Origin of the sequence: Glutamicibacter sp. AOP38-B1-38 (genome assembly GCF_052377485.1) — a bacterium.
In the GTDB taxonomy this organism is placed as follows: Bacteria; Actinomycetota; Actinomycetes; order Actinomycetales; family Micrococcaceae; genus Glutamicibacter.
In genome coordinates this window covers 34,077-47,223 of sequence record NZ_JBQSWU010000031.1, presented here as the reverse complement: position 1 = coordinate 47,223, position 13,147 = coordinate 34,077, and the positions used below count along the sequence as shown (strand labels likewise).

Here is a 13,147-nt window from a genome sequence, read left to right as displayed (position 1 = left end):
AGGAGTCATGACTAAAAGAAAACTAATAGCGCTGTCAGCTCTGGCCTTGAGCGCCACACTGCTTACAGGGTGCGACCAGATCAATCAGATCGCCACTGACATAGCTACTGAAGAAGCCGGCAAAGCTGTAGAGGAATGGCTCTCTCCCAGCGCACCAGAAGAATCTCCTGCCGAACTAATTAATACCAACGAAATTGGTTCACAGATTGAAGCGTTGACCGTCAAAGGCAAAGCACCAATGACGAACTACAAACGCGAAGAATTCGGCCAGACATGGGAAGACGTAGACCGAAATGGCTGTGACCAGAGAAATGATGTTCTCGCCCGTGACCTCACCAATGTCATCTTCAAACAGGGAACCCGTGCCTGCGTTGTATTGTCCGGCACGTTCAAAGACCCATATACCGGTGAGACGATTGAGCATGTCCGCGGTGGCGGGAAAGTAGACATTGATCATGTGGTTGCGCTGGGGCAGGCTTGGGCCTCAGGAGCACAACAACTCACCGAACAAGAGCGCACCTGGTTGGCCAACGATCCAATGAATCTCATGGCTTCAGACGCATCTGCCAACCGCCAGAAAGGCGACAAGGAAGCATCTGCCTGGTTGCCCCCGAATAAGAGCTTTCGTTGTGAATACGTGAGTCGGCAAATTATGGTGAAGTCCAAGTACAAGCTTTCTGTCACAAAGGCAGAAAAAAACGCCATGATCGTGGTTCTGAATTCGTGCCCAAATTGATACGGTGTAGAGGTACTGCGAGTTCTGTTAGCAATAGCTAGCAGGGATCGGCGGGGGTGTTTCCATTGGCCTTATGGCGTTCGGAAGCATCCCCGCTTTTTCTTTCATGCCTCCATGGCAACAAAAATGCCCCGCACACGTTGTGCAGGGCATTTTGTTGATCAACTACCAGTCATCGCCTGGTGCGGTATATCCAGTGTTGGCACTGATAGCTTCTGGTTCCTGTACAGGATCTTGCGCAGGCACCTGTGGCTCGTAAACGTCTCCTTGGAACTCTATCGGCTCTTGGTGGCCCACCGGAGGCTCTGTGATCTGTTCAGGGGTGCCTGTGACCCCTTCAGAGGTTGATGGGAGCTGAGGAGCAGGTTTAGCTCCTGTGACCATCTCTGACAGCCTCGCGTCCGGTTCCGTCACAAGGTACTCGATGACTCCCCCAGGGTCGCTAGCTGTCATGTCGCCAAGCCAAAGGATGCATTCGTGCAGATGCTCAACCGATATTCCACTGCTAGCTTCCACTTCGATGTATCGAGCATGAATTCGACCTGGACGGTGCAGATATGAGCCGATCACATCTACCCATCGCATATCCGGGGTTTCGGAAGGCTCTAGAAGCCTCTGATCAACGACAAGGATTGTGTGAGCCTTCATCCGGCGACGACTCTTCAACATGTACACGCTAGCATGACGCATGTACTCACCTGCCGGCACAAAATTGACCTGGTGGCTTATCTTTTCGCGGAGCTCCTGTGCGTCGTCTTCGTCTTTGCACAACACCATATGGTTCGGGTTCTGAACAAGAAGATCTACCACCTCAGGACGGTACCTAGTCCGGCCTCTAGTAGATGTGCTGAAGCTCTTCGTCTTACCCTTTGGCCTTGTTGGCAAAAGAACACCTTCAACACCCATCACAAGAAGTGTGTTCTCAAAGCTCAACCGGTCAAAATTAGGTGCTAATGCCTCGGCTACTTCGGGTTTGATCTGAACTGCCGGCTGTTCAACATCCAACGGGGAAACCAACGGAGTCAGCGGTTCGGGAATTATCATGTCTTGATTTGGCGCGACATATGGTGTTCCGCGACTTGCATCTTCAGGCATTACGACCTGCTGATGCACTACAACTGTTTCCGCTTGTTTTTCAGTATCAGCCGAACCTTCAGATCCCTCCATCTCTAGTTCTGCCAAGTAGGATTCCAGATCATCCTCTTCTGAAACTCCTGGTGCCTGCGCCGACAGGCTAAGTGTGTTTTCACCCAATGATTCAACATCAAGTTCTGAAGCGGTCAGAGAAGGGGATTCCTGATCGGCAAGCACATTATCTTCATCCGCAGATTCCAGATCTTCCCAATCGAACCCAGCGAAAATCTCGCCTGCATCCAGAAGTTCAATCTTAGGTTCACCGGCAGAATCACCTGATAGTCCAGCAACAGTTTGCGTACCCTGTTCCATGTAGCGTGAAATATCTAGTTTTTCGTGCGGAACCAAAGGAATGATGCGCCGTTCCAGCTCAAAGCCCAGCTTGCTTTGCTCTTCTGGTTCGAACCACACCTGCATCGGCATCGCGACCGAACTGAGCGGTTCATACAAGCCTCGACCTTTGGGAACCTCATCACCTAGCTTTGGCACCCCGAAAGGTTGGCGCAAAGCTGACATCAATTCACCATTAGAAGCATTACCGACAATGGCTCTTGCCATATTGGTCTTGAGGTCTTCACCGCCAGGAATGTTCTCCATGATCTTCGCGGAGAGTTTCTGAGTCGCGAGAATAAGGCTGAAGCCAGCAGAACGTGCTTCTCGAGCAATTCGGCCTACGAAAGTACCGATTTCTGCACGCCACGAGTTCTCCTGGATGATCCGTTGACGCTCTTCCTCCGCGTCAGGATCGTCGGTTTCTGCGGGCACGGGGAAACGTGCCATAAGCGAAGTGAACTCGTCTATAAGGATGACCCGATGCTTAGGACGAACTTCGTTTGGCAGGTCACGATAGTTACCTACACCGTACTGAGCATTGAGGTCTTTAACCCTTTTGACTTCCTCATATAGCGCGCGGATGATTGCCCGCGCTTCTTCAATGTCTCCGGTGAAAGCGCTGGTGTATGGCTCTGCGAACTTGAAATCCGCGCCACCCTTGCTGGGGTCGATAACGATCAGTTCATATCCACGCAAAAGTGCGGAGAACAGGTATGCCTGAAGGATTACTGACTTACCACCGCCAGTTGCACCGAGACACAGCAAGTGAGGTGAAACCTTGAAATCTAGTTCGAGAGGGGTTCCCTCCACACCTGTTGCAAAAGGCAATTTATGTGTGCTGTCGATGTAATCGAAATCGTATCTGGCCAGTTCAGGAATCGGGTTGGTCTTGCAAACGCGCAATGTAACTTTGGTGGGGTCTTTACTATTTCGCAATGGGTCAACCCAAGAGTTTTCGGTGACCGTCTTTAGCTTCTCTACCTTCCCCTTGAAGGTTGAGAATACGATGCCTGTGTTTGCTGTGCTGAATTCAAAGACATGAACATCCTTGTTGTATGGAAGCACAGAAACACTTGTTATCTGAGGTAACCGGCCTTCCTGCCCGTAGAAGCCGGCATCAATAAAGTGCTGATTCCAGTTGAGCTGTTCCAGGTACTTTTCGTCACTGTCAGGATGTTCCAGATCATCGTGATTTGGTGTTCCACCTGCAACAATGGTGCACCCCTTGGCATGCTGGGCGATGCGAAGCCAGGAGCATCCCAGAGCTACTTTGAGCTTGGTGGCGCGCGCGAGCACTTCTTCAAACACCACACCGTCGTACAAGGCGACTTCCATCTTCCAGATATGCTTCCTGGCGCGCCGATGCGTGAGGCAAGTGGCAGAGATAAGCTCTGGGCGGGCAAGCCGAGCAGATTTGAACGCACGGTTCAAAAGCCCTGCCAAAACCCATTCCGGTGCTTTCTCTCCGCTTGCAGGAGCCAGCGATTCAGGTGAAGTGGGAATGCTGTGATCGTTGCTGTGGCGAACCACGATGCCCATAGGATGCCGATCCCCAGCTTGAGGGGCTTGAAAACCGGTCATCGACACGAAAGGGGCCGCATCCAAAACTGTTGGAAGTTCCTTCTCTAGGTCAAACAGCACTGCCGGGGTTACGCCCTCACGCGTGACGAAAGGCAGGGATTCGATCACAGCTCCGCTGGCAAGAGTAGAGAACTCCTGCAAATCCCATTCTGGACGTGGAGGGTTTGCACCAAGCTTGGAGCTGGCAGAGCGCCACCGTTTAGCCCATTCCATTTCACCGAGGATGCGATCGAGGTCTTCGCCGGTCACAGGGGAATTCTCCACGAAATCAACTTCGGCAGTTAGCTCTCCGAAATAAAGGCATCCATTTCCATCATCAGCTCGATGATCGGTAACTGCTTGAGTACCAATAGCTAGTTCAAATTCGTCGTTGGCGAGTTCTAAGAAACTGCGTGAGTCCGCGCCGTCATGATGTGACCAGTGAAGCTGATAGATCATTGGTGCGTCGTCAGCGTCTTCGCCTTTTTCTAAGGCTGTCCCTTGGGTATTTGCATCTGGGTCTGACCATGCAACTACTTGGCCTTCTACGCTTGACAATACTGGGGAAGACGCTTTTGAGTCAGGCGCGACAGTGATAGGGCTAATGCCTTCGAAAACGAATCGCGGGTTGAGTTTCCCCTCGTCGCAGGCTTTGGCAAGAGCGCACCGAGCCTTCAGCTCAACGAACTCGAAAGGTGTGGTTGAAGAACCTACATCAGGATCGTCTTCGCGGAACCACGAGGCTACTTCAAACTTCAGTGGACTACGCGAACCAGGAATCGGCCTTCCATCCTGGTATGAGTCGTGAGTTTCTAACGTGTGGACGATCATGCCTCCACCGATGGTGGGGGCGATCTGAGATTCCATGGACGTGTATTTCTGAGCGCCTACAGATTGGGGAGCTAGAAAAGTGTCTAGTGTCGCCTTACCGAGAATCTGCCGGTTGATCAGTTTCGGCGCTGGATCATGGTTCAGCATTTGCCAGCGAGGTCGCCACTCTTCTCGGGCGTTCACAACAATCTGCCATTGTTTAATGGCCTCTTTGCGGACACGCAGGCCTAGCAGGAGAAGTGGTAGTCCTAGCCCGAAGATCAGATACAGAGACCAGGTAGGTGCTGTGAATACCGCTTCGTAGACCGGGCGGAAGATGTTAATGACTGAGGCGATGACCATACCGCCGATGAGGCCACCGATCCCCAGCCCTATCGCGGTATTTCGTTCAGAACTCTTGAAAAGCTGGATTAATGCAGAGAAACGAACGCCTGGGTTTACATCGTCTTCATACTTCGTTCGACGGCGCGATCCGTGCAATCCGGTCAGGGTGATGAAGGTGAAGAGGGCATTCATAAACGCTCCTCCGTCACCAGGGAAACTCACTGGCACCCATAAGCCGGCGACAGCTATCATCAACGATCCGATCCAGGACAACAACACATTGATCCCTGGGGTAAACGCATCTTTGAAGAAGATGGAGGTTCGCATGTCTTGCCAGAACCTGAACTTCTGCATTTTAGTGCGTTCAGAATCATCGAGCGGAGTTGGCTTGCCTGATTTATCCTTCTTCCCTGTGTATTGGAAAGGTGGGTAGGTTATCGCTCCTATGAGCAGTCCAAGCCATAGGGCAGGAACGCTGGGTAATCCGAACCACAACAGAACGAACATGAGGGTGAAACCTAGAACCGTGAAAAGTACTGCTTTGGGTTTTGGTGCCGAACTTGGGCGACGACGTGCCATTAGCTTTTCACCACGAAAGGTAGGAGTTTCTGTACGACCTGACGGTCAGCGTGCCCTTCACCGTGGCGCAGGACGAATTTGCGGACAGCCGTGCGGAGGGTGGAGGCTTCGATGACATTGGCACCGACGACTCTTACGTGGCGGACATTCACATCACCGTCTGATCCCCAGACAGCGATGGTAGGGGTGTTGACCTCACCATCTGCGCGTAGCAGGTCGCCAAAAGCGTTGTGAGCCATGCTCAGGGGCTTATCGACGTACAAAGCCCGCTTCACCCCGTGGAAAGTACCAAGGCCGGGGAGAGTCCAATAGAAGCCTTTGCTCCACCCTTTGGTATCAATCAGCATCACATGCTTGCCGGCTACAACGATATGATCCATATTCGCCTTTACGCCTGCTAAGGGGATGCGCACATCATGGAGCACAGCGCATTGCTTGGATAGTTCGTTGAGAACCTTCGCAGTACGTTTTTCAAACTTGGCACCAGCTTTAGCGGTACCAATGTTGCGTGCAAAATCTTGGTTCTCAAGACCTGCGCCAGGAACGCCAAAAATCCCAGTAACTGTCATCGACTATCCCTCCCTAGGCAAAGAGGCCGTAAACCATCAGGGATATAAACACGATTGCAATGATCGTGAATGGGATTGCTCCCCCATCGCCTAAGAACTCAGCAACCGTTCGATTCTTCTTGTCACTCATATCTTCCATCATGCCGGTCTGAGAGGTTCCACCCCCGCACTGGTGCACGCGGATACCGCATTGAGGGCAATCCAAGGCAACGGTTCAATAGGCCAGCAGAAGCGAAGCGGAGCGTCCTGCAGGGAGGTAGAGGCTTGTCGAAAACACGCTTTTGAGTCGTCGCCTCTTTATCGTCCTAGATCGTCAAAAGAGGGCAAGGAATATGGGCATATCGCTGGCATGATTTTCTGCGAAAACGAGATTTTGCTTCGCTCCAAAAATTTTGCTCAACTCCCTCTCTTAACGATCGGCTCCCAAAACGACCGAGGAGTTAGAGGGGTATTTATAGGAAAGAGTTATTGGAGAGTTAATAGGGGGCGCTGTGCCAAATCCCATTTTGCCCCGTAATCACTGGGAAGTAAGCCTGTGGATAAAGTCTGAGGCGCGAGTTGTGTCCGTATTCCCGCGAGTTGTGTCCGTGTAGTGCGCGAGTTGTGTCCGTGTAGTGCGCGAGTTGTGTCCGTATAGATTGCGGGTTATCCACAGGATCAAAATACGGATACAACTCGCGCTTGATAAGTTCCAATGTTGGAATAATGCAGGGATTGAGCGCCTTTAGAGACGTTGTGATGCGCGAGTTAAATACGTGTCCAGGTGACACACATTGAGGGTGTCCGAAGAGCTTCGCCAGAAGGTGACTGCCGAGGCTAGTCAGAGCGAAAGGAAAAGTTTTTCACTCAAAATACGCCACTGAGGATTCGTTTCGCACACATCTATAAGTAAGAGCCGATAGAACCGTTTCCGACACGAACACCTACGTGGTGGACAGCAAGCAATCCCAACGTGCTTCAACAAGGCACACTGGGATACACCCTCTCCTGAAAGTCATCATGGAACCCACGAACAATACAGAGAGCGAACAGCCTCAAGAGAAGGGAGCAACGAAGCTTCCTAACCCTTTCGAAGTGGTGAACCGTACTGCCCATGCAATCACTGCCCGTGGTCTGATTGAGGATGGGAACAAGAAGCTGAGCGTTTCGCCCTGGTGGCTCTCATCGGTGTGTTTGCCCTATAAGAACCCCATCCGAAAAGGCGAAGGGCCAGAAGTATGGGAACGCGTGAACGGCAATGTGCGGTTCACTCTTTCGCCCTACCGTGCACGAGGCAAGAAGGGAGCTGAAGCACGAGAATTCCCTTACGGGATCTGGCCTCGCCTCATCCTTATCTGGCTCGCGCAACAGGTGACTATGAAGGGCGACGACATTGATGATCTTCGTTTGCCAAGGAGCTTTGACGAGTTTGCGCGCCAACTAGGAATCGCGAATGGCGCGAACCAAGGTGGGAATACGAAGCGTCAGTGCATTGAACAGATCAAACGACTCCTGGGTGCATCTATTGTTCTCGACTCGGTATCAGAAGAATTTCTGGGGAATGGGAAGAGCGTAGAAAAGTTCAGCGTAGGACACCTGCCCATCGGCGACATTAGCCTGGTCATCAACAAGACCAACGGTGAAATCGAAGATATTGAATGGGGAGCACCGGTCAAACTGTCATCTCAGTTCATTGACTCAGTACGAAAGTACAAATTCCCGATCTACAAAGAGGCAGTCAGCGCATTCAGCAAAGCCCCACTTCAGCTTGACATTTACTTGTTCCTGGTAGCGAGACTCTACACTCCGAAGAATGCACCGCGGATGCCAATTACTCGGATCACGTGGGATCAGCTGTTTGAACAATTCGGTGGACACCATTCTCGGGTGCGAGATTTCCGGCGCGACTTCATCAGAGGTCTCGATGCAGTCAAGGTGATATACAAGACCGCTAGGGTCGAAGCGACCTCGCAATACCTGATCCTCCATCCGTCAAAGAACCATATTGCGGAGAAGGAATTCGCAGAGCTGGAAGACGACAACTAGGCAACAGCCTGTCGTGGCATAGGTAAACCCCTCACGGGATGTTTCAGTGAGGGGTTTACCTATGCCTCGAAGCATTCCGGGCTAGAACAGCATGTTTGCTGTCATTGGACTGTCGCTTCTTTATTGATGAGCGATTCGATGCGGTTTCTATGGCACCCGCAGGATTTCCCAACGAAGTGCTGGCATGCCGATTTGAGCGTGAACCAGAGAGATGAAACCAGATAGAACGCGGTCAGCGGGGTAACCCAAATGAAGAACAACACCACCATCAGGGAGCAGGCCAGGAGGATATAGGTGTCAAGGGTGAATATCCATGAGATGACTCCCAACCCCTCTTCCACTAGCACGTTCTGAGGATGGAAGGTGTGCATGAACTCCAAGCTGTTCCTGAAGATCGCGAATGGATCGTTGAACACGTCAACATGGAATCCTTGTGGCACCAACGAGACCCACAACAAACGACCTAGTAGAGCTGAAGCCACTAGGTACGAGGTGAACAGGCTCAGGATCAAGTGCGCGCAGTTCTGTACGCAGTTGACTACAGTGCCGTCGGTGCGGTTAGCGCTGATGATTCGGTATTGTGCCCAGGATACGAGGCAAGCTCCGAGTACCAGGATGTAAAAGATGGTGAGACCGCTGGTGAAGTAAAACGGGGCACTCATTCGCTATTCCTCGATTTCCATTGTGCTTTCAGACGGTCTGGCAAAGTGATTCGGTGACCCTCCAAGTTGCCTGTGGCGATACCGAATTCGCGGAACTTCGGTTCGTACCCTCGATAGTAGGTAGGGATCGGTGGAGCAAGATTCTGCCTACCTAATGGCGTACCGATCAGATGTGTATGATCACCCTCGCGCATCCACCAAGGCGTTTGCCCTAACATCTTCATGTTGCTGTTGATTGCTGTGGCGTTGAGGCTGTGGTGAGGCGCAAAGGGCATGTCCAGGAGGTTCTTTGATTCCCACTGCGAGATGCCTTTACCTGTACCGGTGGCGAAGTTCGCCGTGAGATTCAGGAACCGGTCTGATAACTGATGACGTGCAGGGAACCACTCATCCCAGCTCGCGATGCCGATGCGTTGTGCTGGTGAATCCACACCACGGCTGGGATACTCACGCAGTACGCGCACAAGGGTGTTGTGTGTGGCTACCCTGGGGTTTGCGCTGGTGCCTAACCTTGCCGGGTGCCCGGCAGTGACATAGACGACGACGAGGCCTGAAGTTTCTAACGGGCGTTGGGAGATGAGGTCTGCCCAGCGTCTGATCTTCCGCTCGAAATCTGCGCCGTCATTGGCTGTCAGTTCGTAAGCGATGCGTAGGCCGTCCTTGCGGACGATCACCCCATCGGCGCGACGGTTATCAGGCTTATCTACGTTCTTCCCGAGGCCGGAGCCGGCCAGAAGATCTACACTCGCGTACTTTTCCCCGAGGACACTTCCAATATCCAGGTACTCTGCGCAACGTAGACCTAGCTCTGTTGCGAGAACATTATGTCGGTCATATTGACCTCCACTAGTCCAAGGCGTTCCACCAGTGATGTGTAACCATTCAGGGTACGTCAAACGAGGCTCGATGTACTTCTTGAACGAGTTTGAATCTGTAGGTCGGTAGATAGAGCCAAGTCGCCTATCCAGACGGGCAATGGGGTCGTTAAATACACCAATGTCTATTAGTCCGGCCATGAACAAATTGCTCAAAGGAAAGCTGTTTACGTCGGAAAACTCTGGCATTCCAGTGAATGCTGATACCTGTTGAGCTGTCATAGTTCGCCAGCTATCCAGGGCACCTAGGAAGCTCAGTTTCTGGTCAAAGAATTTTCCATTGAAGAACTTTTCGACAGCTTCATCGACAGTCAGATGGTATTTCTTGTATACGGGTGTAACACGGGGAACGTCGAGAATGTCCTTCGTTGACCAGACCGCTTGCGAGCCTGGTGCCCAGAGCTGTTCCCAGTATGGGTCTAGGCGCGAAGAAAGCTCTAGAGGCTCGACAGGATTGAGAGAGAATGCATCGGACGCTGGCCAGCCAAGAGATTCCTCCTGAGGCGGTACTGACGGCTCTGTGGGAGCGCTTCGTGAATTCGAAATCATCCGTTAGATGCTCTCCTGAATGGCGCTGTACCCGGCCATGTTCTCTTCAAAATTCGGCAACTTAACCACCACAGGAGATTGCAACCGCTCATCGACGTGCGTCACCAGTACGACGTGATATGGGAGCAAATTCATTAGGTCTTGATCAGTCCACCGGTCGTTCGCGTTGCTTGAGGAATCGTTGGTGATGTTCTCAGCAAAATACTTTGCTGTCTTTTTATCGACCTGAGCGAAGGACATCTTGGTCGGATAAGTCATGATGTTGTTTCGTAGGTTTTCAGTAATCTGATCTGGTCGCTGTGAAGCAAGGATCGGACGCACACCGTAGGCTCGACCTTGATCGCGGAACCACATCAGAATCTCAGGGTTTTCACCAGCGATAAGCGCAAGCTCGTCGGTGAAGAAAGTGATGTTCTTATCCTGCTCGTACCAGCCAGAACAGTGACGCTTGATCGCATTATTCATGCCAAAGAAGAGAAGCGATGAAACGATTTTGGTCTCTTCGTCAGTTAGAACTATGTTCACGTTCTTTTGCTGGCTCTTGTTGTAGAAAGTCGTTGAACCGGTATTGATGACGATTGCTCGGTGGCTCAAGATAATTTCTGACCAAGAAGTTTTCTGTCGACGTACAGACCACCAGTAGCCAAGGGTGCTCAATGACTCAAGCTTGTTCATAGGGGCATTGAATACCTTAGCCCTGTATGCCTCTGTACGACCCTTGAATAGAGGTGCAATCGAGTCCACTGCAAGGTCAATCGTGGGATCAGGTGTTTGCCGTTCGCGAAGACGAATGCTTACGGTTTCTAACGCCTTCCAAAGCGCAACAGATTCACGATCCGAAGCTCCACCAGTAAGAATGTAAGCATAGTGAATAGGTGATCCACCATGCACGATTGCACGCCGGCTAACGTCCTTATCTTCCAGGGCAATGTCAATGATTTCGGGCGTGATTGCTAACGAAGCGGTGAAGACAAGGCGTAGTGTTTTGGACGACTCTGGGCCGATAGGTCCTTCGCCAAATGCATACTTCATTGCGTCGACAAAGAACTTTGCTCGGTCAGCTATCGTTCCGGGAACATCGAACAAATCAATACCCAGAGTGTAGGGATTCATTACATCAATGAGGTCAGCGCGATCCCCCATCGTTTGAGCCCAATCTAGGTACTTTTGTGCACCTTCACCTTTGGACTCGAACGCAATCATTGTGTTGTTCTTGCCAGGGAAATTTTTCTTCCCGCAGGGATTCAACCGCTCATGTAGGTGCCATGCCCACAGGGAACGGATGAGAACGGATTTGCCACCGTTCGGACGCCCAAAAACGGCAACACCGTATCGCATGTCTGGTGCGCTAAGACGAATTTTGTCGCTCTCTGAATCACCGATGTATGGCCCAATAGTCTTTCCAGTCAGGGCGACAGGAGTGCTTCGTTCCCGACTGACGACATTCCCTGATTGACTATCGGTGTGTGGTGAAGCAAGGCCAGCAATGACGTTGCCACCAACCATGAATGCGTTTCCAGCTAACGGGTAGTCACCCGCGAATTCTTTAACAAGTTTCTGCTTGTTGTGAGACTTGCCTTCACTGTCTTTGACGGTCTTGTTCTCGTAGTGCTCCTTGACGGGCTTGCGCGGTTTAGACGACCGCCTAGGAGGCGCTGGAAGCGCACCCTTGGCAAGGTTCTTATCGAATGACTTTCTGACATTAGGGAACCAATTTGCTAGCTGGCTGGCACCGTAGACAAGGAACAGGCAACCGAGAACCAGGAGAGCAGAACTTAGATCAAGCCAGCTAACGATTTCCACGTCCAACGAGTCGGGCAGTACGAACCATCCACCCACAAGCGCAAGACCAAGAGCAAGGTTATACAGTGCTTTTTTACGACCGGAAAACCGTACAGGTTTTACGTCCAAGTCGAAGCCAGGAAGTTCAGCAGTCAACTGTTTCAGAAGCGAAGAAGCTGTAGCAAAATCTTCACCGCCAGCCCAGAATGATGCCACAATCGCACCGGAGGTCACCGAGTGATGTTGAGGCGCACTTGCGTTAAGACGATGACTTAGCCACGGTACGTACCGTCTGTTCTCAGCCTTGGACGCGGAGCGGAAAGCAACACCAACCCACGCGCCGACTGGGAGTGAATTAGCGATAACGCGAGCAACTTCAAAAGGATCTAGCCCTGCTTGCGTCTCACGCCTGAACCCAGACGCGCTGTACTGGGCGAAAGCAATGCTTGGAGCGTCAAAAACGACCCCTGGAAGTACATCGCTCTCTGCCCTGGCTCCAACAGCTTGCGCCAAACTCATGTGCGCACCTGAGTTAACTCCCGCGTCGTTGAACCCTGCATAGGTTTCCACGCCTGAATCGGTTTTCACGACGATCAAAACACCCCCGTCAGACCCAGAGGTGGCCTTGGTGGCGAAAGAACTTGCTCGCTGGTTGAACAGAGCTGGGTCAGAAGACTCCCCAGCTTGCCGAGACATGCGGAAAATTTGGAAGCTCATGGGTAAATTTTATCAACTGTCAAGGGAAAATGCGTGCGAATTCGGCTAAATTTCCCGATTTCTTTCGAATTAAAAGCAGGAGTTCGACCAGAAGCAAGCTAGTTGAACCGCCTTGGCCACCCCCTCTTTCCCCGACATACCATATTTCCGTACTGGTTTTACAGCTTTTGGTACAGCTCTATGGTTTGTCGGCTTGAAAGTCGGGGGTGCACCTGCGGTGGGCTGTCGGCTCCCCTGGTGGGCTGTGTTCCTCATTCTTCGGTTTGTGCCACCAGTGAAGCCGACCGTACTTGCGTCGTGGTTGGGAGATGAAATCTGACGGCTCAGGATACTGGGGTTGCACCTGCGGTGGGCGGACCGTGGTTGCGTCATGCTGTTCACGTTGACCCGTGATGAACTGGTTCAGTCGAGCCGAGGTGGCTCTTTGTTCACCTGGTTCATCCGGGTTCAACTTAGCTCAGCATTCTCGGC

The 13,147-nt window shown here is 51.8% G+C and carries 7 protein-coding genes; 2 read left to right on the top strand and 5 right to left on the bottom strand.

Translation table 11 applies throughout. The features are described 5' to 3' along the window. Window positions 1–736 (top strand): HNH endonuclease family protein (locus ACT3TP_RS16040; protein WP_444620997.1); only part of this gene is annotated, 736 nt, incomplete at its 5' end. Between the two features lie 165 nt (window positions 737–901). Here the strand turns inward: ACT3TP_RS16040 and ACT3TP_RS16035 are convergent. Continuing rightward, window positions 902–5,497, bottom strand: a complete 4,596-nt coding sequence (locus tag ACT3TP_RS16035; RefSeq protein WP_444620996.1) for an FtsK/SpoIIIE domain-containing protein — start codon at window positions 5,495–5,497, stop codon at window positions 902–904. Then, window positions 5,497–6,066 (bottom strand): nuclease-related domain-containing protein, encoded by a 570-nt coding sequence (locus ACT3TP_RS16030; RefSeq protein ID WP_443452487.1) that lies wholly within the window; start codon window positions 6,064–6,066, stop codon window positions 5,497–5,499. The genes ACT3TP_RS16035 and ACT3TP_RS16030 overlap by 1 nt, the downstream gene beginning before the upstream one ends. A gap of 999 nt (window positions 6,067–7,065) precedes the next feature. On the opposite strand from ACT3TP_RS16030, the gene ACT3TP_RS16025 reads away from it, so the two are divergent. Further along, window positions 7,066–8,091 (top strand): replication protein RepA, encoded by a 1,026-nt coding sequence (locus ACT3TP_RS16025; protein ID WP_444620994.1) that lies wholly within the window; start codon window positions 7,066–7,068, stop codon window positions 8,089–8,091. 101 nt (window positions 8,092–8,192) lie between these two features. Here ACT3TP_RS16025 and ACT3TP_RS16020 read toward each other — a convergent pair whose 3' ends face one another. Genes ACT3TP_RS16020 through ACT3TP_RS16010 form a run of 3 tightly spaced genes read right to left on the bottom strand, consistent with a single transcriptional unit; the run spans window position 8,193 to window position 12,676 of the window. Then, window positions 8,193–8,753, bottom strand: a complete 561-nt coding sequence (locus ACT3TP_RS16020) for a hypothetical protein (RefSeq protein ID WP_444620993.1) — start codon at window positions 8,751–8,753, stop codon at window positions 8,193–8,195. Then, window positions 8,750–10,177 carry a hypothetical protein gene (locus ACT3TP_RS16015; RefSeq protein ID WP_444620992.1) on the bottom strand — a complete coding sequence of 476 codons (1,428 nt, stop codon included), beginning with the start codon at window positions 10,175–10,177 and terminating at the stop codon, window positions 8,750–8,752. The genes ACT3TP_RS16020 and ACT3TP_RS16015 overlap by 4 nt, the downstream gene beginning before the upstream one ends. A 3-nt stretch (window positions 10,178–10,180) precedes the next feature. Further along, complete coding sequence (locus tag ACT3TP_RS16010) at window positions 10,181–12,676, bottom strand: type IV secretory system conjugative DNA transfer family protein (protein ID WP_444620991.1); 2,496 nt, start codon at window positions 12,674–12,676, stop codon at window positions 10,181–10,183. Between the last annotated feature and the right edge of the window lie 471 nt (window positions 12,677–13,147).

What these genes read in the sequence shown, in the direction of transcription:
- ACT3TP_RS16010 (WP_444620991.1), bottom strand. Translation starts at nt 12,676, where the DNA reads ATGAGCTTCCAAATTTTCCGCATGTCTCGGCAAGCTGGGGAGTCTTCT.
- ACT3TP_RS16035 (WP_444620996.1), bottom strand. Translation starts at nt 5,497, where the DNA reads ATGGCACGTCGTCGCCCAAGTTCGGCACCAAAACCCAAAGCAGTACTT.
- ACT3TP_RS16030 (WP_443452487.1), bottom strand. Translation starts at nt 6,066, where the DNA reads ATGACAGTTACTGGGATTTTTGGCGTTCCTGGCGCAGGTCTTGAGAAC.
- ACT3TP_RS16015 (WP_444620992.1), bottom strand. Translation starts at nt 10,177, where the DNA reads ATGATTTCGAATTCACGAAGCGCTCCCACAGAGCCGTCAGTACCGCCT.
- ACT3TP_RS16025 (WP_444620994.1), top strand. Translation starts at nt 7,066, where the DNA reads ATGGAACCCACGAACAATACAGAGAGCGAACAGCCTCAAGAGAAGGGA.
- ACT3TP_RS16020 (WP_444620993.1), bottom strand. Translation starts at nt 8,753, where the DNA reads ATGAGTGCCCCGTTTTACTTCACCAGCGGTCTCACCATCTTTTACATC.